Source organism: Amycolatopsis sp. 2-15 (assembly GCF_030285625.1).
GTDB lineage: Bacteria > Actinomycetota > Actinomycetes > Mycobacteriales > Pseudonocardiaceae > Amycolatopsis > Amycolatopsis carbonis.
This window is the reverse complement of the sequence record NZ_CP127294.1, coordinates 3087729-3109503: the sequence shown is the minus strand read 5'-3', so window position 1 is coordinate 3109503 and position 21775 is coordinate 3087729. Positions and strand designations below refer to the sequence as shown.

Annotated in this window: 15 protein-coding genes and 1 pseudogene; 11 read left to right on the top strand and 5 right to left on the bottom strand. The window is 71.2% G+C overall.

The annotated features are described in order from the left end of the window. Positions 1–76 precede the first annotated feature (76 nt). A complete protein-coding gene (locus tag QRX50_RS15225) occupies positions 77–3604 on the top strand; it encodes an AAA domain-containing protein (RefSeq protein WP_285972593.1) in 3528 nt (1175 codons plus the stop codon). 144 nt (positions 3605–3748) lie between these two features. On the opposite strand, the gene ychF is transcribed toward QRX50_RS15225, so the two are convergent. Beyond that, positions 3749–4831: a redox-regulated ATPase YchF gene (gene ychF / locus QRX50_RS15220; RefSeq protein ID WP_285972592.1), complete on the bottom strand. Its 1083-nt coding sequence runs from the start codon at positions 4829–4831 to the stop codon at positions 3749–3751. 102 nt (positions 4832–4933) lie between these two features. Between ychF and QRX50_RS15215 the strand changes: the two genes are divergently transcribed. Together QRX50_RS15215 and QRX50_RS15210 are read left to right on the top strand one after the other, a co-directional pair. Beyond that, entirely contained in the window at positions 4934–6364 is a 1431-nt protein-coding gene (locus tag QRX50_RS15215) for a DNA-3-methyladenine glycosylase 2 family protein (RefSeq protein ID WP_285972591.1), read from the top strand. Then, positions 6361–6864, top strand: a complete 504-nt coding sequence (locus tag QRX50_RS15210; protein ID WP_285972590.1) for a methylated-DNA--[protein]-cysteine S-methyltransferase — start codon at positions 6361–6363, stop codon at positions 6862–6864. The genes QRX50_RS15215 and QRX50_RS15210 overlap by 4 nt, the downstream gene beginning before the upstream one ends. Before the next feature lie 131 nt (positions 6865–6995). On the opposite strand, the gene QRX50_RS15205 is transcribed toward QRX50_RS15210, so the two are convergent. Both QRX50_RS15205 and QRX50_RS15200 read right to left on the bottom strand, forming a co-directional pair. Continuing rightward, entirely contained in the window at positions 6996–9959 is a 2964-nt protein-coding gene (locus QRX50_RS15205; protein WP_285972589.1) for an AAA family ATPase, read from the bottom strand. Beyond that, complete coding sequence (locus QRX50_RS15200) at positions 9956–11110, bottom strand: exonuclease SbcCD subunit D (RefSeq protein ID WP_285972588.1); 1155 nt, start codon at positions 11108–11110, stop codon at positions 9956–9958. The genes QRX50_RS15205 and QRX50_RS15200 overlap by 4 nt, the downstream gene beginning before the upstream one ends. A gap of 297 nt (positions 11111–11407) precedes the next feature. Here QRX50_RS15200 and QRX50_RS15195 point away from each other — a divergent pair, with 297 nt between their 5' ends. Further along, positions 11408–12322, top strand: coding sequence for a DNA recombination protein RmuC (locus QRX50_RS15195; protein WP_285972587.1), 915 nt, complete (start codon positions 11408–11410; stop codon positions 12320–12322). Between the two features lie 592 nt (positions 12323–12914). After that, entirely contained in the window at positions 12915–13817 is a 903-nt protein-coding gene (locus tag QRX50_RS15190) for a DUF6542 domain-containing protein (protein ID WP_285972586.1), read from the top strand. Between the two features lie 897 nt (positions 13818–14714). On the opposite strand, the gene QRX50_RS15185 is transcribed toward QRX50_RS15190, so the two are convergent. Further along, on the bottom strand, positions 14715–15725 hold the full coding sequence (locus QRX50_RS15185) for a 4-hydroxy-3-methylbut-2-enyl diphosphate reductase (RefSeq protein WP_285972585.1): 1011 nt from the start codon (positions 15723–15725) through the stop codon (positions 14715–14717). A gap of 151 nt (positions 15726–15876) precedes the next feature. Here QRX50_RS15185 and QRX50_RS15180 point away from each other — a divergent pair, with 151 nt between their 5' ends. The 6 genes and pseudogenes from QRX50_RS15180 to QRX50_RS15155 all read left to right on the top strand — a co-directional run bounded on the left by QRX50_RS15180 (position 15877) and on the right by QRX50_RS15155 (position 20609). Then, on the top strand, positions 15877–16515 hold the full coding sequence (locus tag QRX50_RS15180; RefSeq protein WP_285972584.1) for a lipid droplet-associated protein: 639 nt from the start codon (positions 15877–15879) through the stop codon (positions 16513–16515). Next, positions 16512–17776 (top strand): annotated as a pseudogene (xseA, locus tag QRX50_RS15175) (exodeoxyribonuclease VII large subunit). The gene QRX50_RS15180 and the pseudogene xseA overlap by 4 nt, the downstream one beginning before the upstream one ends. After that, positions 17773–18216 (top strand): hypothetical protein, encoded by a 444-nt coding sequence (locus QRX50_RS15170; protein ID WP_285972583.1) that lies wholly within the window; start codon positions 17773–17775, stop codon positions 18214–18216. The pseudogene xseA and the gene QRX50_RS15170 overlap by 4 nt, the downstream one beginning before the upstream one ends. 245 nt (positions 18217–18461) lie before the next feature. After that, positions 18462–18692 carry an exodeoxyribonuclease VII small subunit gene (locus tag QRX50_RS15165; protein WP_220244087.1) on the top strand — a complete coding sequence of 77 codons (231 nt, stop codon included), beginning with the start codon at positions 18462–18464 and terminating at the stop codon, positions 18690–18692. A gap of 88 nt (positions 18693–18780) precedes the next feature. Continuing rightward, the gene (gene glpX, locus QRX50_RS15160) at positions 18781–19836 is read left to right on the top strand and encodes a class II fructose-bisphosphatase (RefSeq protein ID WP_285972582.1); all 1056 of its coding nucleotides are present in this window, start codon (positions 18781–18783) and stop codon (positions 19834–19836) included. 17 nt (positions 19837–19853) lie between these two features. Further along, a complete protein-coding gene (locus QRX50_RS15155; RefSeq protein WP_285972581.1) occupies positions 19854–20609 on the top strand; it encodes a S1 family peptidase in 756 nt (251 codons plus the stop codon). Positions 20610–20711: 102 nt separating this feature from the next. On the opposite strand, the gene QRX50_RS15150 is transcribed toward QRX50_RS15155, so the two are convergent. Further along, positions 20712–21683, bottom strand: coding sequence for an NAD(P)/FAD-dependent oxidoreductase (locus tag QRX50_RS15150; protein WP_285972580.1), 972 nt, complete (start codon positions 21681–21683; stop codon positions 20712–20714). Positions 21684–21775 lie beyond the last annotated feature (92 nt).

Sequence of the window (21775 nt, the reverse complement as noted above, 5' to 3'; positions counted from 1 at the left end):
GTTCGGCCAAGCCTGCGACCGTTCGAAGATCCCGCTCGCCGCAAGCGCTCTTTCCCCCATCTGGCACACATCGGCGATGTCGATCTTGCCGTATCGTGCCGTGCAGCACGAGTGGAGGGGAGCCATTCCTGTGCGAGAAAACGAGCGCGCAGCACAAATCGTCGCGTTCTGGCGGGCGATCGAGGTGTTCGCACCGCAGAAGGTCCCGGATCGCACCCCGCCACGTTCTCGACGCCGTCCCCAATCCGTCGTGGTGGACCTCCAACCCGACGAACTGGCACCGTGGGACGACGGTCACCCCCTCACTGAAATCCCCCTCGCCGACCACCTGACCTGGCAGTTCACGGTATACGGGGGCCTGTACGAGGTCTCCGCGGTCCGCGCCGGCCTCGCCGCCGTCTTCGGGGACGACGACCGGCCCGCAGATGGCCGGCGAGCCGAAGCGACGGCAGTCTTCGCGTTCACACTCGACGCAGAAGGATGCATCGTCGAAAACTCCGCGACGTTGTCGGCGTGCGCGTGGGCGATGAACAGATTGCATTCACCGGGGCCGAACGCTCCGACGTGGCTCGACGGTTTCGAATCGCATCAGCGCGAATTCACCGAAGCGCTGGACCGACTGGCGCCGCGGCGACCATCGGAAACGGACAATAATTCCAAAAACGGAAACGGGGCCGGTAGGCTGGACCGAATAGGTGCCGCAGTCGCGCACCAGGTGAAAGCAGCCGCACAGGAAGCGGTCTCGGCCGGCGCGAAAGCGACCGGCACCGCGGTGACGACCGCCGTCGGCGCTGGTCTCGGCGCGGTAGCAGGGCCGGTGGTCGGCGGGATCGCCGGTGCAGTGGCAGGGAAGTTCGCCGAGAAGCTCCTCACTCCACCGACCGGGGCCAACGACGCGTCAGACGATTCTGGCCCAGCTCAGCCGAGTTTGCCGCGGCTGCACCTGACCACCGCCAACCTGCACGCGTTCACCAGTGAACTGACGGCTGCGCTCGACCCGAAGGGCACCCTCCGCGCTCGCGGCGTCCGCGTGTCGTGCAGCCAAGTCCCCAAAGCGAGCGCCGGCTCCGCCGACGAGCAGAACTTCCTCAACAGCTATCTCGCGGACGACCTGGCGAAGGTCGAAAAGGACGTGCGCGCGGGCAAGCACGGCGCGGCACTCGCGACGTACCTCGGCGACGAACGCGCCGTGGACGTCACGAAGCGGATCGACGTGCGCACCCGCCGAGAACCACTGTTCACCGGGGTGCAGCCGAACGTGGTGCCTGGAGCTCGATGGCCCACTTCGACGTCGCGGCCGTTGGTGGTCAGCCAGCAGTTCGCGGTCGACCGAGTCCTGCTCGAGCTGCGGGACTCAGCAGGGATCTTCGCCGTCAACGGCCCGCCCGGGACGGGCAAAACGACCATGCTGCGCGACGTACTCGCGGCGATCCTCCTGGACCGAGCTCGCCGTCTCGCAGTGCTGAAGAACCCGTCCGACGCGTACACCGAAGTTGTCGACAAAGTGCAGCTAGGCGGGCGCTACGTGCCGGCCGTCCGGGCACTCAAACCGGAACTGACCGGGTTCGAGATCGTGGTCGCCACCGCCAGCAACGACGCCGCCGCGAACGTGACCGCGGAACTGCCCAGCCTGAGCGCCGTGAGCGGGAACGCAGCCGCAGCTCTGGGCGTGGGCTATTTCCCCGACCTCGCTTCGCACCTCCTCGGCTCACCTGCGTGGGGACTGATCGCCGCGGTGCTCGGGAACATGAGTTACCGGAGCGCGTTCGGGAGCAAGTTCTGGTGGGGCGGCGCACGCGAACGACCCGACGGCTCGAACGAAAAGCACGCCGACGACGTGACTGGCTTGCTCGGGATCCTCCAAGACGTCCGCGAAGCACCACCGACAGCCGAAGACTGGGACGCCGCCGTCACCGCGTTCACAGACGCTGACGCGGAGGTACGCCGGCTTTCGGATCTGCGGCAGAGCGCTGCGCAGACGCTCGCCGAGTACCACGCCCAGCTGAGCGTCACGCAGGAGGCGGAGGTGGCCTGCCGGCGAACGGACGAGGCTCGCCGGCGTCTGTCCGCCGAGCTCGCCCGCGCTACTCAGCTGCGGACCACGGCGCAGAGCGAGTTCGAAGAAGCCGACGGGGAGCTAGAAGACTGGCTCAAGCACAAACCAGGCTTCTTCGAACAGCTTTTCACCTGGTTCCGTTCGCTGCGCGACTGGCAGAACAAGAAATCCGACCTCGCCACCGAACGCTTCGCCAAGCGCGAGCTGCGCCTATCCTGGGAGGCGGAAACACAACGGCTCGAGGCCGCGTTCCACGCTGCTCGCGAGGACAACGCGCGGTGGAACTGGCGGTATCAGGAAGCCACGAAAGCGCTGGCGAGCCTGCGGGGGCGGATCGAACAAGCACAGCAGCTGTGGCCGGATTCGGTGCCGCTCGGGCCCGCGTTCGCCGGTGAGGAAAGTTTCCAGCTCTGCGCGCCGTGGGCGGACCCGGAGTTCACGGAGGCACGCAACCGGCTGTTCCTCGCGGCGCTGGCCCTGCACAAAGCATTCCTCTTCCAGACCGAGCCGCTCGCCCGGGGCAACCTCGCGGTGATCTCCGCCGCCTTGCGGGGCAAGGTGCGGCTGAGCCCGCGGACCGCGCTGGCCGCCTGGCAGTCGCTGTTCCTCCTGGTCCCGATGATCTCGACGACGTTCGCTTCACTGCCCCGGCTTTTCTCGGGTCTCGGCGCCGAATCGCTGGGCTGGTTGTTCGTGGACGAAGCAGGTCAAGCAGCGCCACAACAGGTGGTCGGCGGCATCTGGCGGTGCCGCCGTGCGGTCATCGTCGGCGACCCGCAACAGCTCGAGCCCATCGTGGCCATGCCCCTTTCCGCCCAGCAAGCCCTGCAGCGGCATCACGGCGTGCACGAGCAGTGGCTCCCCGACTCGACATCCGCGCAGGGGATCGCCGACAAGCACGCCCGGCATGGCACCTATCTGCCCACGGGTGACGGCAGCGGCGCCAAGGTCTGGGTCGGCGCGCCACTGCGCGTCCACCGGCGCTGCGACCGGCCGATGTTCGAGATCTCGAACATCATTGCCTACGGCGGCGACCTGATGATCTACGGCACCCGCCACCCCGACGACTTCCCCGGGACCAACGCGTGGCTCGACGTCCGCTCGTCGCAGTCGGACGGCAACTGGGTGCCCGCCGAGGGAAAAGCGCTGCTCACGCTGCTCAGCCAGCTGCTCGCGGCGGAGGTCCAGCCGAACGGCATCAGGGTGATCAGCCCGTTCCGCGACGTGGTCCGCGGCTGCCGGGCACTAGTCTCCCGGGCGTTCGACGAGCAGATCCCGCTCAAGAACGTAGGGACCGTGCACACCGTCCAAGGGCAGGAGTCGGACGTCGTGATCCTCGTCCTGGGCACCCCGACAAGCAAAGTCCGGGCGCGGCAGTGGGCAGCCGAGAAGCCGAATCTGCTCAACGTCGCCGTATCTCGCGCGAAGCGGCGCCTCTACGTGATCGGGAACCGCGACAACTGGAAGGACCTACGCCACTTCGACGTCCTCGCGGCTTCGCTGCCCACCACAACGCCTGAAGGTCTGCACCTCAACCTCAGCCGCTGAACTCCACCAGATCACTGCCGCGAGACCGAGCCGTAGTCCGCACCTCGAACGACCTCGGGAGCAGGAAATGGCATCGCGCGGTGCTCTTCGAGAGCAGCGGCCAGTTCGTCGGTCACCCGTCGAGCCGACGACCGCGAGCAAGGCTCAGACGTTGAACCGGAACTCCACCACATCCCCATCCGACATCAGATAATCCTTACCCTCCATCCGCACCTTCCCCGCGGCCCGCGCGGCGGCCATCGAGCCGGCCTCCATCAGATCGGCGTAAGACACGATCTCCGCCTTGATGAAGCCGCGCTCGAAGTCCGTGTGGATGACGCCCGCGGCTTGGGGGGCGGTGGCGCCCTGGGGGATGGTCCAGGCGCGTGATTCCTTGGGGCCCGCGGTGAGGTAGGTCTGCAGGCCGAGGGTGTGGAAGCCGGCGCGGGCGAGGGCGTTGAGGCCGGGCTCGGCCTGGCCCACGGACTCCAGGAGCTCGCGCACGGATTCCTCGTCGTCGAGTTCCAGCAGCTCGGATTCGACCTTGGCGTCGAGGAAGACGGCGTCGGCGGGGGCGACGAGCTTCTCCAGTTCCTCGCGGCGACCGGAATCCGTCAGCACGCCCTCGTCGGCGTTGAAGACGTAGAGGAACGGCTTCGTCGTCAGCAGGCTCAGCTCACGCAGCGACTCGAAGTCCACTTCCTTTTGCGCCTGGAACAGCGTGCGGCCGGCGTCGAGGATTTCCTTGGCGCGCTGCGCGTTCTCCAGCGCCGGGCGCGCCTCCTTCTTGGTGCGCGCCTCCTTCTCGAGGCGCGGCAGGGCCTTGTCGAGCGTCTGCAGGTCGGCGAGGATCAGCTCGGTGTTGATGGTCTCGATGTCGCTCGACGGGTCGATGCGGCCGTCGACGTGGACCACGTCCGGGTCGTCGAACACGCGGATGACCTGGCAGATCGCGTTGGCCTCGCGAATGTTCGCGAGGAACTTGTTGCCCAGCCCGGCACCCTCGGACGCGCCCTTCACGATGCCCGCGATGTCCACAAAGGACACGACAGCCGGCACGATCTTCTCCGAGCTGTACATCTCCGCCAGCTTGTCGAGCCGCGGGTCCGGCAGCGGGACGACGCCGACGTTGGGCTCGATCGTGGCGAACGGGTAGTTCGCGGCGAGCACGTCGTTGCGCGTCAGCGCGTTGAACAGGGTGGACTTGCCGACGTTGGGCAGGCCGACGATACCGAGGGTCAGACTCACGACAGTTGAGTCTACGTGCCCGGCAAACGCCCCGGCCGACCCGGTAACGCCGTGTCGGATTCCCGCCAGCCAAGCCCGCGACCTGCTGGCACCATCGACCACATGGCCACCCAGACCGCCCCCCTCTGGCGCGACACCGAGCGCTGCTACCGGGCCGTCACCGCCCGCGACCAGCGGTTCGACGGCCAGTTCATCATGGCCGTGCGCACCACCGGCATCTACTGCCGCCCGTCGTGCCCGGCGATCACGCCGAAGGCCCAGAACGTGCGGTTCTTCCTCACGTCGGCCGCCGCCCAGACAAGCGGCTTCCGCGCGTGCCGGCGCTGCCTGCCCGACGCCGTGCCGGGCTCGCCAGACTGGAACGTCCGCGCCGACCTGGCCGCCCGCGCCATGCACCTGATCTCCGACGGCTTCGTCGAGCGCGAAGGCGTACCCGGCCTGGCGCGGCGGCTCGGCTACTCGGAACGCCAGCTCGGCCGCGTCCTCACCGCCGAGCTGGGTGCCGGCCCGCTCGCACTCGCCCGCGCCCACCGCGCGCACTCCGCGCGGCTGCTCATCGAGCTCTCGGCGCTGCCGCTGACCGACGTCGCGTTCGCCGCCGGGTTCTCCAGCATCCGGCAGTTCAACGAGACCATCCGCGAGGTCTTCGCGACGACGCCTTCGCAGCTGCGCGCGGCTTCGCTGCGGCGCGGACGCCGCGCCGAACCCACCGGCTCGACGCGCCTGAGCCTGCGCCTGCCGTTCCGCGCGCCGTTCGACGCGCAGGGCGTGCTGCGTTACCACGCATCGCGCGCGTTGCCCGGGGTCGAGGCCGTCGAGGAGCGCGCCGAGGGCATCACCGGCTACGGCCGCACGCTGCGGCTTTCCCACGGCCCCGGACTGGTCTGGCTCTCGCCGCAACCAGACCATGTCCGGTGTGACCTGGCGTTGACCGACCTGCGCGACCTCGGCAGCGCGGTCTCCCGCGTCCGGCGGCTGCTCGACCTCGACGCCGATCCCGAGGCCGTCGCACGCGTCCTCGGCGCGGATCCGGTGCTCGCGCCGCTGGTGACGAAGGTGCCGGGGCTGCGCGTGCCCGGTGCGGTCGACGGGCCGGAGCTGCTGTTGCGCGCCGTGCTCGGCTCGGCCGCCGCCTCCGTCGCCGCGCTCGGCTCGCAGGTGCCGCCCGGTGAGCCGCCGATGGACACCCTGACCACGCTGTTCCCCGAACCCGCGGTCGTGGCCGCCGCCGGCGTGAAACCGCACGTCAAGACGGTCGCCGCGGCACTGGCGGACGGCAGCCTCGACCCGCACGTCGGCCGGGATCCGGGTGAGCTGCGGGCGGAGCTGCTCGCGTTCGGCATCAACGCCGACTACATCCTGATGCGCGTACTCGGCGCCCCCGACGTCCTGCTCACCACCGACCCCGCCGTGCGCCGCTCCGCCGCAGCCCTCGGCCTCGCTCTGCCCGGCGCGGCCCGGGGCTGGCGGCCGTGGAGCTCGTACGCCACCCGCTACCTGCAGACCTTCGCCCCCGAGGAGAACCTCTCGTGAGCACCGCCTTCTGGTCCACTGTGGACACCAAGATCGGCCCCTTCACCGCCGTGGTCACGGGCGACGGCGCCGTCCTCGCCTCCGGCTGGACCGCCGACGTCGCCGACCTGACCCCGCTCGTCTCCCCGTCTCTGGCTCCGGCGACGCTCACCCAGCGCCGCGACCTCGGCCCCGTCACCACCGCCATCCGCCGCTACCACGCGGGCGAACTGGACGCCGTCGACGACATCGAGGTCCGCCAACGCTCCGGCGCCTTCCGCCAGCACGCCTGGGACATGCTGCGCAAGGTCCCGCCGGGCCGCCCGGTGAGCTACGCCGAATACGCCACGCTCTCGGGCAGCCCCACGGCCGTCCGCGCCGCCGCGTCGGCCTGCGCCTGCAACGCCGCCGCCCTCTTCGTGCCCTGCCACCGCGTCGTCCGCACCGGCGGCGCGGTCGGCAACTTCCGCTGGGGCACGGATGCGAAGCGCTGGCTGCTCACGCATGAAGCAGCCGCCTGAGTTACGCCGAGTACGCCGCCCTCGCAGGCAACCCACGGCCGGGAGCTTGTCTCGGCCCCTGTCGCCGCGGCGGACGGCGCCGTCAGCCCATTCCGCCGGGCCCTGGCTGCTCACGCACGAGGCTGCCTGACCTACGCCGTGCGGAGTTCGATTCGCGAGCCGGTACGGGACTTGTGCACGCGCAGGCGGGTCGGGATGCGCTGGCGGAGTTCTTCGACGTGCGAGACGAGGCCGACGACCCGGCCGCCGGCGCGGAGCTCGTCGAGGATGTTCATCACGACGTCGAGGGTTTCGGCATCGAGGGTGCCGAAACCCTCGTCGACGAACAGGGTGTCGAGCAGCGCGCCGCCGGTTTCGCCGGCGACGACGTCGGCCAGGCCGAGCGCCAGCGAGAGCGACGCGAGGAAAGATTCGCCGCCGGACAGGGTCTTCGCGGGGCGGACGGCGCCGGAGTAGTCGTCGAGCACGTCGAGGCCGAGGCCGCCGCGGGTGCCACGCGCGCCGGCCGCGTCGGAGTGCACGAAGGAGTAGCGGCCCTGGCTCATGGTGCGCAGGCGAGCGGTGGCCGCGAGCGCGACTTCCTCCAGCCGGGCGGCGAGCACATACGACCGCAGGGACATCTTGCGCGAGTTCTGGCCGCGGCCGTTGACCACTTCGGACAGTGCGCGCAGCTCGTCATACTCCTTCCGGACGGGCTCGAACTCCGCGAGCGCCTTGCCCATCCGCGCGGCCAGCTTCTTCAGCTCACCGTGTTGCGCCGACACGAATTTCACCGCCGCGAACGCCGTGTCCGCCCGTTCGCGCGCGGCCTTCGCCACTTCGGCCAGTGGCGCGACCTCGACGACGTCGTCGGGCGAGATGCCGAACAGCTCGGGCTGCGCCAGCAGCTCGCGCGCCCCGGCGGCCGTCGCCTCGGCTTCGGCGAGACCTTGTTCGAGTTTGGAGACCTGCTCGTCGGACCGGACCGCGCCCCGCATCTCGTCCAGCGCGGCAAAACCCTTGGCGTGCAAGGAGATCTCGACCAGACCGTGTTGCTCGGCAAGCCGGGACTCCGCACCACCCACGGCCGCACGCGCCTCCGCGACGGAGTCCAGCGCACCCGCCAAGGTGAGCAAGTGCCCTCGCCGCGCCGTGACGTCCGGGAACTCGCCACGCCCTTCGAGCAGCCGCTTCGAGCGTTCGGCCAGCCGTTGCTCCAGCGCCCGGACCTCGGCCTGCGCCTCCGTGACGGCCTGGTCGGCCCGGCGCCGTTGCTCAGCCAGCTGGTCGGCTTCCTGCTCCAGCTTGACGACCTGCCGGGCGAGCTGGTCCTTCCGCGCGGCCTGCTCGGACAACGCCCCCACACCGGCCCGAGCCTCCGTGAGCTCCGCGGCCACGGACTCGGCCGTCCACTCGCCCAGCCGCTCGCGCAACGCGTCCAGCCGCGCCTTCGCTTCTTCCAGCGCCGACACCACGCGTTGCCGCAAGGCACCGGCCTTCTGCTCCGACTCCTCCGCGGCCCGTTCCGCGGCGGGATCCACGAGCTCAGCCCCGTGCCGCGCCGGCGCCGGATGCTCCGCCGAGCCGCACACCGGACAAGGCGCGCCGTCGGCCAGGCCGGCGGCCAGCTCGGCGGCCATCCCTTCCAGCCGACGTTCCCGCAGGTCCAGCCGATGCTGACGAGCCGCCTGATGCGCGTCCACGACCTCACGCAGCTTCGCCTCACCGCGCCCGACCTTCGCGACGGCCTCCGGCAGCTCCGCGGCCGCGCGGGAAACAACAGTCAACTCGTCGACGCGCGCCTTCGCACCGTCCAGCTTCGCCGCCGCTTCAGCCGCCGACGCCGCTTCCCCCCGCACCGCCGTGAGCCGCTCGGGCAGCTCCGCCAGCCGCGTCTGCAGCTCGGTGACGCGCTCGGCCGCCGCACCGGCCGCGACCTTGCGCTCGTCGCGCCGCTCGGCGTCCACCCGCTGCTGCTCGGCCTCCGCGACGAGCTCGGCAAGCGCGCCCGCTTCCTCGCGCAACGATCCGGCGCGCTCACGCAGGTCGGCCGATGCGAGGCCGACGGAGTCAAAACCCAGCTCCCCCAAGGCCCGCGTGTGATCGGCCTCGACGAGCTGCGCGTCGCCCAGCTCGGAAGTCCGCCGCTCCAGCAGCTCGACCTCGGGCACCACGGCCGACGCCCGCCGCGCGGCCGCGATCTCCGCGGTCCACTCCGCGCGTTCGCCCGCCGTCTCGGCGATCTGCGCGAGTCGCGTGTGCGCGGTGCGGACGCGGCGGATGCGGTCGGCGTCCTCCTGGGCTTCCCGCAGCGTGGTCTCCGCCTTGGTCGCGGCCGAACGTGCTTGTGCCGCTTCGGTTTCCGCCGCGTCGGCGCGTGCGGCCACCTCCGCGAGCACGGCGTCGACCCACTCCGCCTGGTCTTCTTCCGGCGGCTCCTGCTGCGCTTCCTGGGCGTAGCGCGCGACGAGCTCCCGCAGCTCCTGCTGGCGCTTTTCCAGCGCCCGCCCACGTTCGGCGCGCAGGTCGGCGAACCAGCGCTCGACGTCGGAGAACCGCTCGGTGCCGAAGAGCCGCTCCAGCAGCTTCTCGCGCTCGGTGGTGTCGGAGCGCAGGAACTTCGCGAATTCCCCCTGCGGCAACAACACGACCTGGAAGAACTGCGCGGCCGTCATGCCCAGCAGCCGTTCGACGGTGCGCGCGACCTCGTCGATCCGGATGACCCCGTCGGGCGGCAGCCCGGCCGGCGGCTCACCGACCCAGGTCAGCGACACCTTCGCCTGCTGCGTGGTGAACCCGTCGCCACGTTTCTTGGCGCGCTGGTACTCAGGGCTGCGCACGATCCGCAGCCGCTGGCGTTGCACCGTCAGCTCCAGCACGACCTCGGTGAGCTGCTCGGGCGCGGCAACGTCGCAGCGCAGCCGCTTCACGTCACCGCGCGCACCCGGGACCACGCCGAACAGCGCGAACGCGATGGCGTCGAGCAGCGTGGTCTTGCCGGCGCCGGTGTCGCCGTGCAGGAGGAAGAGGCCGTCGGCGCCGAGTGCGTCGAAATCGACCACCTCGCGGCCCGCGTACGGACCGAACGCCTCAACCTCCAGCAGGTGCAGCCTCACAGTTTCGCCACCGCCGCCCGGTTGGCCGCTTCGAGCGCGAGGAACACCAGCCGTTCCTCGGTTTCCGTGGGGAACGCGCCGCGGCAGTCGTCGAGGAAGCTGCGGGCGATCTCGATGTCGGTGCGCCCGCGGACGGCGTCGGCGTACTTCAGTTGCGCGCCGGCGAGCCCACCCTCGGGCTCCCAGTCGAGGTGCACCGCGTACGGGAACCGCTCGCGCAGGCGGCGCATCGCGTCGACCGGGCGCACGCGGTCGGTGACCGTGACCGAGAGGAAGTGGTCGCGCCATTCCTCGTGTTCCGGCGCGTCGAGCAGCTCCTGCAGCTCGCCGCGCAACGTCGCGAGCGGGCGCGGCACGGGCAGTTCGTGGCGGCGCACCTCGGCGAGGCCGGCCGCGTCGAGGTCCACGAGCCAGACCGATTTCCGTTGGCGCGCCTCGGAAAACGAGTAGGCCAGAGGGCTGCCGGAGTAGCGGAGATGCTCGGCGAGGGTCTGCGGTCCGTGGAGGTGGCCGAGTGCGACGTAGTCGACGCCTTCGAAGACGTCACCCGGGACCTGCTCGACGCCGCCGACGGCGATGGTGCGTTCGGATTCACTGGCGGAACCGCCCGTGACGAAGGCGTGGGCCAGGACGACCGACCGCGTTTTCGCCCGCGTGGCAAGGTCTTCGCGCACGCGGCGCATGGCTTCGGTGAGCACACCGGTGTGGCCGCGCGCTTCCGGCACGCCCAGCGCGTGACGTGACGGCTCGGGTTCGAGGTACGGGATGCCGTAGATCGCGACGTCGCCGTGTTCGTCGTTCAGCAGCACGGGTTCGGCGAGGCCCGCGATCGTGGCGCGCAGGTGCAGACCGCCCGCGGCCGCGAAGTCCGCGAACGCACCCAGCCGCGCCGCGGAGTCGTGGTTGCCGGGCGTGATCACGAGCTGCGCGCCGGCCTGGCGGATGCGGCTCATGGCCTTGGTCGCGACTCGAACCGCTTCGGCCGAAGGGACCGCGCGGTCGTAGATGTCGCCTGCCACCACCACAACGTCGACCTGCTCGGTCGTGACGAGCTCGGCGAGATGGGTGAGGACGGCCTCCTGCTCGGCGAGCAGGTCGGCGCCGTGGAACGTACGGCCGACGTGCCAGTCGGAGGTGTGGAGGAGTCTCACGGCAACCACGGTAAGAGGCGATCACGACGAAACCGCGGAGACTCGCCGGAGAGCCACTCGAACGTGTGTACGAACCCTATCAGGGCTCTGGTGGACACGCCGACCGCCGAACCGATGAACGCCCTGGTCAGCTACGCAGCGCGACCGCGTGGGCCGGTTTTTGTCGGTGCGGTCCGCCATGATGTCCGCGTCGATCGGCACCGGCCGTTCCGACTGGTCCGGTTGGTCGGGCCGGGAAAGTTGATCGGGCAGGGCTTGATCAGACAGGGCTTGATCGGGCAGGGAAGGGAGACTCCGGTGGAGACGGTGATCACGACCGCGGCCGTCGTGCTCGCGCTGCTCCTGTGCGTCGCGGTCGCACTGCTGTGGCGGCTCTACGGCGACGGCATGCGCCGGGCCGACGCGGCGGCGCGGCTCGTGGCGGCCGAGCGCGCGAAGAACGACCAGCAGCAGCTGGCATTGCGGCGGTACGAGGTGGCGTTCGCGTCGATCAGCGGCCGCGGTGAGCTCGGCGAGCAGGTGCTGGTCGAGACCGCGCGCGCGTTGGGGTTGCGCGAAGAACTGCATTTCACGCTGCAGACCGACCTGGCCGGCGGCGGCAGCGTGAAGCCGGACATGGTGCTGCGCGTGGGCGGCGGCCGCACTGTGCCCGTCGACGCGAAGGCCAGCATGGCGATCTGGGCCGAGGCCGTGGAGACCGACGATCCCGAGGAACGGCTCGACGCGTTGCGCGCCCACGTGCGCCAGATCCGGTCCCGCGCGGCCGAGCTGGCCGGCAAGGGTTACCAGCGCTGGGCCGACGCGATCTACGGCACCATCATGTTCGTCCCGTCCGACGCGGCCGTGGTCGCCGCGCTCGACACCGATCCGGAGCTCCTGCGCTGGCTGATCGACCGGCGGGTGTTCCTGTGTGGACCGACGGGGTTCGGGGTACTGGCGTCGGCGGCCCTGTTCGCCGCGAGCGACCGGGCGCTGGTGGAGGACGTCGAGCAGGTCCGGGCGGGGGCGGCGGCCGCGCACCGCTCGGCGGGCAACGCGGTCGAGGCGCTGAACCTCACGAGCACGCACCTGCAGCGCTTCCTGTCCGCGCGACGGCGGGAGCTGGAGGCACTGGAGAGCTTCCGCGCGACGGTGGCACCCCTGACGGACGCGTCGGGCAGCCCGTCGCCGGTGCCGGAGGTGCGGAAGGGGGACGAGTTGGCGGCTAGCTGAGGACGGCTCCTTGTCTGCCCTCGCCAAACAGCCGTGCTGGCAGGCGGCCGATGGTCTGCTGCGCAGGTGGTCGCGCCCGCACGACCTGCGACACCGCTGACAACCGCATCCGGCAGCCGGGCGCCGGACGTGCGAAAAGCGCGCTGGACCGGCGGCAAGCCGAGACAGCGACAGCCTTGCCCGGGCGGCTCGTGGTCGTGGGAGCTGAGGCTGCACGGCTCGTCACGGTGCGTACCGATGGTGGCCGATTCGGGGTCGATGGGGCATTTGCGCTGCCCGGGGTTCGGTTCCGTCGCTGTGAGGTTTCCGGGGAGCGGGAACGTTCCGCGTCGACGACCGCCGCGCCTGGTGCGCGACGGGGCGGCTGGCGTCCGAGCGGCGACGGAACGGCTGGCCCGGACCAGACCAGTGGGCTGTATCCGCAGGTCAGGTAACCAGACCACGGACCGGGCGCGGAGCACGGCGCGACGGGCCGCGGGACACCACGTGTTCCGGCTTCCGGCAAGTCACGTCACGCTGCCGGGTGGCTGGTCAGGGCGGTCTTCGGCAGTGGCAGCAAGATCGTGACAAGTAACGGCTACGGTGTTGCCTCGTGACCGCGATACGCGATCGCCAGAGCGATCCCGATGCCGAAGACGCCACCGTGCCCTGGGACGAGCGTCTCGTCGTCGGCGAGAGGCATGGCCTGCCCTGGTGGGCGGCTGTCCTCGTGGGCTTCGGCCTGGCCGTGCTGGGCGCCATCATCGACGAGAAGACCAAGGGCAGCCTCGACTTCATTTTCAAGGCCGGCTACTTCGTGGGGGCCGTGCTCGCGGTGGGCGCGGTGCAAAGACGCGCTCTGTTCGGACCGATGGTGCAGCCGCCGCTGGTGCTGGCCGTCACGGTGCCCGGTGTGGTGCTCGTGACCGGCGGGTCCGGCTCGGGCAGCGACACCCTGTCGAAGCTGCTCAACATCGGCACGCCGCTGATCAACGGCTTCCCGACGATGGCGATCACCACCGGCGTCACGCTGCTGTTCGGGTTCGTCCGCATCTTCCGCGAACGCGACCCCGACGCCCCCGTGAAGCTCAAGGGCGGCAAGCCGCCGCGCGACCGCGAGGACGGCGACGAGCCGCCCGCTCGCCCGCGTACGCGCCCGCCGGGCTCGGGTCGTCCCGCCGGCGCCGGTCAGGCCCCGCCGCCCGCCGTCGCGCGCCGCCCGCCCCGCGACCGCGACCTCGACGGCCCGCCCCCGCGCCGCCCCCGGCCGCCCGCGGACCCCGGCGCCCGCCCGCGGCGCGAACCCGGCGACTCCGCCCCCCGCGGCGCGCGCAAGCCCCCGCCGGACGGCCGCCGCCCCCGCCCGCCCGAAGGCGACCCCCGCCGCCGCGACCCCCGCGGCGACGCGCCCCCGCCCCGCCGCCGCCCCCGCGCCGACGAACCGCCGCCCGGCCGTCCGCGGCCCCCGCGCCGCGAACCGCCACGCCGCCCGCGCCCCTGGGACGGCGAATCCTGACCCGACAACGTTGACAGCTGGGCCCTCAACGCCCGCACCACACCGAAGGCCGCCGATCCACCTCGGATCGGCGGCCTTCGTGCATTCGAGCCCCGACAACCGGCAACCGACGCACGGCCGAGCAGGAAAGGCGCCGCAACCCGAACGGTGCGCTCGACGCCAGGGCCGACACACGGCCAGTCCCCGGGGCCGAGCCCGTCAGGTTCAGCGCGCAGCAACCGCAAAGCCGCCCCCGAAGCGGCGGCGCCGGAGCCTCGATCCACAACGCCCAACGACCAGGCTCAAGCCGCGGCCATCACGAGAAGCGGGCCGCACCGTGCCCGTCCGACCCACGCCCACAGCGTCGCCGCAGCCACACCTCGGCCACGTCAGACGCCGACCAGCCGAAATCACCAAGCTGCAAGCCGCGGCAGCCACAGAAACGGGTCCGCGCCACGCCGGCCCAACCCACAACGTCGCCGCACCCGGACCACAGCCACCTCAACGCAAACGCCCGCCAGGCCCAACCACCAGCCTCAAGGCGCAGCAGCCACGCGAGAAGCAGCCGCACCAGCCTGACCCACAACGTCGCCACAGCCGCACCTCGGCCACGTCAAACGCCCGCCAGGCCCAACCGCCGGCCTCAAGCCGCAGCAGCCACGCGAGAAGCAGCCGCACCAGCCTGACCCACAACGTCGCCACAGCCGCACCTCGGCCACGTCAAACGCCCACCGGGCCAACCGCCAGCCTCAAGCCGCAGCAGCCACGCGAGAAGCGCCGCACCAGCCTGATCCACGACCCAAAGCCTCGCCGCGGCCGGACCGCAGCCGCCCCAACCGACCGGCACGCCACACGAAAAAGCCGCGGCGCCCGCCGGAAAATCCGGCGACCGCCGCGGCCTCAAAGCCAAAAACCCCGTCAGGACTCCGACTTGGCAGCCTTCCGAAGCTCCTTCGGCAACGCGAACGCGATCTTCTCGTTCGCCGTCGTCACCTCGTCGACCTGGCCGTAACCGCGTTCGGCCAGCCAGGTCAGCAGGTCCATCACCAGCACGTCGGGCACCGAGGCGCCCGAAGTGACGCCCACCGTCGACACCCCCGAAAGCCAGGCCTCGTCGACCTCCGAGGCGAAGTCGATCAGGTACGACGCCCGCGCGCCCGCCTTCAGGGCGACCTCGACGAGGCGCTTGGAGTTCGAGGAGTTCGTCGAGCCCACCACCAGCACCAGGTCGCACTCCGGCGCCATGGCCTTCACGGCCACCTGGCGGTTGGTGGTGGCGTAGCAGATGTCGTCGCTGGGCGGGTCGGCCAGGCCGGGGAAGCGTTCGCGGAGCTGGTCGACGCGTTCCATCGTCTCGTCGACCGAAAGGGTGGTCTGGGAGAGCCAGATCACCTTGGCCGGGTCGCGCACGTCGACCTTGTCGACGTCCTCGGCCTTGTCCACGAGCTGCACCTTGTCGGGCGCCTCACCCGCGGTGCCCTCGACCTCTTCGTGGCCTTCGTGGCCGATCAGCAGGATGTCGTAGTCGTCCTTGGCGAAGCGGTTGACCTCTTTGTGCACCTTCGTCACGAGCGGGCAGGTCGCGTCGATGGTGCGGAGGTCGCGGTCGGCCGCCTCGGCGTGCACAGCCGGGGAGACGCCGTGGGCGGAGAACACCACCAAAGCGCCCTCGGGCACCTCCGACGTCTCGTCCACGAAGATCGCGCCGCGTTCACGCAGTGTGTCGACCACGTGGCGGTTGTGGACGATCTCCTTGCGCACGTACACAGGCGCGCCGTAGAGCTCCAGCGCCTTCTCCACGGCGATCACCGCGCGATCCACGCCGGCGCAGTAGCCGCGCGGCTTCGCGAGCAACACGCGTTTGGCGGCGCCGGACTGGGAGATCGTCGGGGTACCGGCGGGCTCGGTTCCGGGACTCGCAGAAGTCATGCCTCCAGGGTACGGGCTGTGCCGTACCGGCTTCGAAGTCCTCTTTCGGATGACGTCAGCGGCCATCCGGGCTGTGCCGGGAGTCACGTCCTGTGCCTCAACCCACCCGTTCGGTTGGGCAGGATGGCCCACATACGGCACGCTAGACGGCATGAAGCCACTCCCGCTCCCCCTCCGGGTCGCCGCGGGCCTCGCCGTCACCACCGCCGAGCGGGTTCGTGAGCTCCCGAAGCAGATCACCGGCCTGCCGGTGACCGTCGTCAGCCAGGTCCTCCAGCTGTCCATGCGTGTCCAGCAACACGTCACCGAGCTGGCCATCAAGGGCGACGACGCACTGTCCGGCCTGCGCCCGGTCGAGGACACGCCGAGCTGGGCGACGTTCGACGAGGACGTCGAACCGGACCTGCCCACGCGTCCCACGCTGGTGCCCGTCGACGACCTGCCCGACCCGCAGGCCAACGGCCACCGCCCGAACCTGCCCGGGCTCACGGACGAACCCGAAGACCCGTGGACGCAGGAAGAGCGCGCGCTCGCCGAGGACCACGCCGACGGCGAGAACGACAGCACCGACGGCCCCGCGGGCCTGGCCGGCTACGACGACCTCACCCTGCCCCAGCTGCGCGCCCGACTGCGCCGGCTGACCGTGCCGCAGCTCGAGGAGATCCTCGACTACGAGAAGGCCAACGCCGACCGCGCGTCGTTCGTCGGCATGCTCGCGCGGCGCATCGGCAATGCGCGCAAGGCGGAAGAAGAGGCGACCCAGCAGGGCGACGACGCGGAAGGCCAGTGAGCAGCGACCCCTCGACCAGCGCCGAGAACCCCTGGCCCGTCCGCACCGTCGCGCGCAAGATCGGCGACTGGATCCACCGCCTCGGCGCCGTGTGGGTGGAGGGCCAGGTCACGCAGATCAACGCGCGCCCCGGCACGCAGACGGCGTTCCTGACGCTGCGCGACCCGTCGGCCGACGTCTCGATGTCCGTGACCGCCCCGATGTGGCTGGTGCGCGAGCTCGCGACGCCGCTGCGCGAAGGCGACCGCGTGGTGGTGCACGCGAAGCCGTCGTTCTTCTTCGGGCGCGGCACGCTCAGCCTGCGCGCGGACGAGATCCGCGCAGTCGGCATCGGCGAGCTGCTCGCGCGCATCGAACGGCTGCGCAAGCTCCTGGCGGCCGAAGGCCTGTTCTCCCCGAGCGCAAACGCCCGATTCCCTTTCTGCCCCAAGGCATCGGCCTCATCACCGGCCGCGCGTCGGCGGCGGAGCGAGACGTGCTCGTCAACGCGCAGGCCCGCTGGCCGCACGTGTTGTTCAAGGTCGTGAACACCGCCGTGCAGGGCCCGCAGGCCGTACCACAGATCCTCCGCGCTCTGTCCACATTGGACAAAGACCCGGAGGTCGATGTGATCGTGATCGCCCGCGGCGGCGGCAGTGTGGAGGATCTGCTGCCGTTCTCCGACGAGGCGCTGTGCCGGGCCGTCGCGTCCGCGGGCACGCCGGTGGTGAGCGCCATCGGGCACGAGCCGGACACGCCGTTGCTCGACCACGTCGCCGACCTGCGCTGCTCCACGCCGACGGACGCGAGCAAGCGCATCGTGCCCGACGTGCGCGAGGAGACCGCCCGCGTGCGCCAGATGCGCGACCGCGGCCGCCGCGCGCTGCACGGCTGGGTCGACACGCAGACGCGGCTGCTCACCCAGCTGCGCAGCCGCCCGTCGCTCGCCGACCCGTTGGGCCCGGTCCAGCGCCGCCTCGACGACGTCGAGATGCACCGCGAACGCGGCCGGCGCGCCATGCTCGGCCTGCTCGCGAAGGACCAGGCCGAAATCGCCGGCGCACGCGGCCGGCTGACCGCCCTCGGTCCGGCCGCGACGATGGCCCGCGGCTACGCCGTCGTGCAATTCACCGACGATTCAGGCAACCTCCAGGTGCTGCGCTCCGTCTTCCAGGTTGAGGACGGCGCACGCCTGCGCGTGCGGATCGCCGACGGGGCGATCCACGCCATCGCAAAGTCCACAGCGTCCACCGCATCGAGCGAGGAAGGAGACGGGCCGTGACCACCAGGGCACCGGCGTTCCTCCCGCTCACCGTCGACGCCGCCGCCCGCCTCGACGCCCGCGCCCTGCTCCACCAGGCGCGCGTCACCGACAGCGCCGCCAGCGAATGCTGGACCGCCCTGCTCGCCGGCTGCGGCACCGCCGCCCGCCGCCAGCTCGGCCCCCAGCTGCGCCGCCTGTCCGAGGCCACGTCCGTCCACGTCGGCACCCGCTGGTGGTTCGACGAGGGCGCCGAGCACCGCCGCCGCGTCGCGGGCGCCCAGGAAACCCTCGAGGACGCGATCGCGGACGGTGACGGCCAGGAGTTCGCCCTCGCCTTCGTCGGCTACGACAACGCCATGGCCAGCGCCCTCGTCTGCCGTGAACAGGCCCGGAACCCACCGCCGACCCCGCCGCCGCCACGAACGGGCGGAAGGCACCGGGTCGATCACCGGTCGTGACAGCACCGGGCGCGTCTTGCCCAGTGGCAGACGCGGGCTCGGTCGCGGACGCATCACCCGCCGGCCGGACTCGAGTGGCCGGACGGAGAGACCACGGGACACCGCACCGTCACCCACGGTGCAGGCGCGAGCCAAGCAGTCGCCGGCACGCGACCTCGCCCAGCCGGTACAGCGGTCCGGCACCGACCGACCCCAGCGCGGTACTGTGCCCGGACAGCCCCTCGGAACATCGGAGAGCGTCGAGCGTGAGCGAAGCAGGCAGCGAAACCGCCGGACTCGGTTACGAGCAGGCGCGCGACCGGCTGGTCGAGGTGGTCAGAGAGCTCGAAGCCGGCGGCCTCAGCCTGGAGCAGTCGCTGGCGTTGTGGGAAAAAGGCGAGGAGCTCGCCAAGGTCTGCGAACGCCACCTGGAGGGCGCGCGCGAGCGGATCGAGGCGGCGTTGGCGTCCGTTGAGAATTCCGACGACGCACAGTGATGCGCACCATGCGCGACTGAATCGTTCAGGTGACACGATCATCTGAGAGACTGTCCTCCCGCCGAATTCCGCGATCCGGGAGGCCCGCATGAGCACCGCCAGCGACCCACGTCGCGAAGCACCCGACCGCAACCTCGCCATGGAGCTGGTCCGCGTGACCGAGGCCGCCGCCATGGCCGCCGGCCGTTGGGTCGGCCGCGGCGACAAGATCGGAGGCGACGGAGCCGCCGTCGACGCGATGCGCCAGCTCGTCTCCACCGTCTCGATGCGCGGTGTGGTCGTGATCGGCGAGGGCGAGAAGGACGAAGCCCCCATGCTGTTCAACGGCGAAGAGGTGGGCAACGGCGACGGCCCCGACTGCGACGTCGCGGTCGACCCCGTCGACGGCACCACCCTCATGGCCAAGGGCATGCCCAACGCGCTGGCCGTGCTGGCCGTCGCCGAGCGCGGCGCGATGTTCGACCCGTCGGCCGTGTTCTACATGGAGAAGCTGGCCGTCGGACCCGACGCCGCGGGCAAGGTGGACCTGGCCGCGCCGATCGCCGAGAACATCCGCCGCGTGGCGAAGGCCAAGAACTCCAGCGTCGGCGATGTGACCGTGTGCGTGCTCGACCGGCCGCGCCACGAGCAGATCATCAAGGAGATCCGCGAGGCCGGCGCGCGTATCCGCTTCATCTCCGACGGCGACGTCGCCGGTGCCATTGCCGCGGCCCGCCCGACGACCGGTGTCGACATGTTGATCGGCATCGGCGGCACGCCGGAAGGCATCATCGCCGCGTGCGCGATGAAGTGCCTCGGCGGTGAGCTGCAGGGCCGGCTGTGGCCGAAGGACGAGGAGGAGCGCGAGAAGGCGCTGGCCGCGGGCCACGACCTCGACCGCGTGCTCACCAACGACGACCTCGTGCGCGGCGACAACATCTTCTTCTGCGCCACCGGCGTCACCGACGGCGACCTGCTGCGCGGCGTGCACTACCGCGCCGGCGGCGCCACCACGCAGTCGATCGTGATGCGGTCCAAGTCCGGCACCGTCAGAATGATCGACGGTTACCACCGGCTGGAGAAGCTGCGGGCCTACTCGTCCGTGAACTTCGACGGCAACCTCGACGTGCGCGAGGACGAAGACGTCGTCCCGCCCCTGCCCTGACCCCAAGGAGTCGCCAGGTGCCCAAGCGGTTGTTCGCGCTGCTGTTCACGTTGTTGGCCGGAGCGGCGCTCGCCGCCGGCAGCGCGACCGCCGGGCCGGCGCTCGTCGGCGGGACCGGCGCCGACGAGCCCTACCCGTTCGCGGTGTCCATGCACACCGAATCGGGCACGCTCTTCTGCGCCGGCTCGCTGATCACGCCCACGTGGGTGGCCACCGCCGCCCACTGCGTGTCCGGAAAGGACCCGGCGACGCTCACGTTCCGCTTGGGCACCAACGAAAGCGACTCCGGCGGCGAAACTGCCCAGCCGGTGGAGATCGTGCTCAACCCGCACTTCAACGCCTCGACGCAGACGGGCGACCTCGCGCTCGTCCGCCTCGCCGCGCCCGCGAAGACGACGCCGATCGCCGTCGGCGCCGCCGCCGCGCCGGGCACCCCGGCCCGCGTGCTGGGCTGGGGCCAGACCTGCGCCACGCCCGGCTGCGGCCGCCCCGTGCCGACGTTGCAGCAGCTCGACACGCACCTCGTCGAGGGCGCCAAGTGCACGTCGTCCTTCGACGGCACGGCCGAGCTCTGCACCGACAACCCGGCCGGCAAGGCCGGCTCCTGCTACGGCGACTCCGGCGGCCCCGAGCTGACCCGCGACGGCGGCCACTGGACGCTCATCGGCGTGACCAGCCGCCCCGGCAACGGCTCCCCGACGTGCGCGACGGCTCCCTCCATCTACACGTCGGTGGTCGCGTACGAGCCGTGGATCGCATCCAAGACCGGCTGACGCACCGCGCCCCAATGCGGCGTTGGTTGCGCTGAACGCACCGAACGCCACATTGGGTGCGTCCAACGCACCGAACGCCACATTGGGGCGTTCGGGATCGGGTCACTCGGCGTTGCTGGAGTGGCCCGGGAACAGGTGGGCGTCCGGGTCGAGCGCCACCGCGATGTTGTTCACCGCCGTCGCCGCTTCGCCGAAGCCGGTGGCGATGAGCTTCACCTTGCCCGGGTAGTGCGCCACGTCCCCGGCCGCGTACACGCGCGGGCGGGCCGTCGCCATCGTCGAATCGACTGTGATGGCACGGTGGTCGATCTCCAGGCCCCAGCTCTCGATCGGCCCGAGATCGGCCGTGAACCCCAGTGCGGCGACCACGGCGTTGGCCGGCAGCGACAGGTCCTCGCCGCCCTTCACCGACACCTCGACGCCCTCCAGCGCACCGGAAGGCGACTCGACGAACCGCGTCACCTCGGCGTCGGTGACCAGCGGCACGCCCAGCTCCCGCACCTGCCGCACGATCGACTCGGCCGCGCGGAACTTCCCGCGCCGGTGCACCAGCGTCACGCTCGCCGCCACCGGGTGCAGCGCCAGGCACCAGTCGAACGCCGAGTCGCCGCCGCCGACCACGACCACGTGCTGCCCGGCGTGGACCTGCAGCGACGGCACGAAGTGCACCATCCCGCGGCCCAGCCAGCCGTCGCCCGCGGGCAACGGGCGGGGCGTGAACTCTCCGATCCCGGCCGTGATCAGCACGGCGCCGGCGCTCAGCACGTCGCCGCCGTCGAGGGTCAACTCGACTCGGTCTCCCACCGTTTCCAGTTTCTCGGCCTTGCGGCCCAGCAGGTACGCCGGGTGCCACGGCGCGGCCTGGTCGACGAGGCCTTGCACCAGGTCGCGGCCGCGGATCGCCGCGAAGCCGCCCACGTCGTAGATCATCTTCTCGGGGTACATCGCGGTGACCTGGCCGCCCGGCTCCGGCAGGGAATCGACCACGGCCATGGAAAGGCCGCGGAATCCCGCGTAGTAGGCGGCGAACAGCCCGGTGGGCCCGGCGCCGATGATCACGAGGTCGTAGTCCATACAGCTCGCTCCAGCCAGTGGTGGTTGGCGGTGATCGAGAACACATCCGATCTTAGTCGCAACCACCGGGTGAATCGCCGGATCGGCGTGGG

What these genes read in the sequence shown, in the direction of transcription:
- QRX50_RS15225 (WP_285972593.1), top strand. Translation starts at nt 77, where the DNA reads ATGTCGATCTTGCCGTATCGTGCCGTGCAGCACGAGTGGAGGGGAGCC.
- QRX50_RS15215 (WP_285972591.1), top strand. Translation starts at nt 4,934, where the DNA reads ATGGCCACCCAGACCGCCCCCCTCTGGCGCGACACCGAGCGCTGCTAC.
- QRX50_RS15185 (WP_285972585.1), bottom strand. Translation starts at nt 15,725, where the DNA reads ATGACTTCTGCGAGTCCCGGAACCGAGCCCGCCGGTACCCCGACGATC.
- QRX50_RS15180 (WP_285972584.1), top strand. Translation starts at nt 15,877, where the DNA reads ATGAAGCCACTCCCGCTCCCCCTCCGGGTCGCCGCGGGCCTCGCCGTC.
- glpX (WP_285972582.1), top strand. Translation starts at nt 18,781, where the DNA reads ATGAGCACCGCCAGCGACCCACGTCGCGAAGCACCCGACCGCAACCTC.
- QRX50_RS15150 (WP_285972580.1), bottom strand. Translation starts at nt 21,683, where the DNA reads ATGGACTACGACCTCGTGATCATCGGCGCCGGGCCCACCGGGCTGTTC.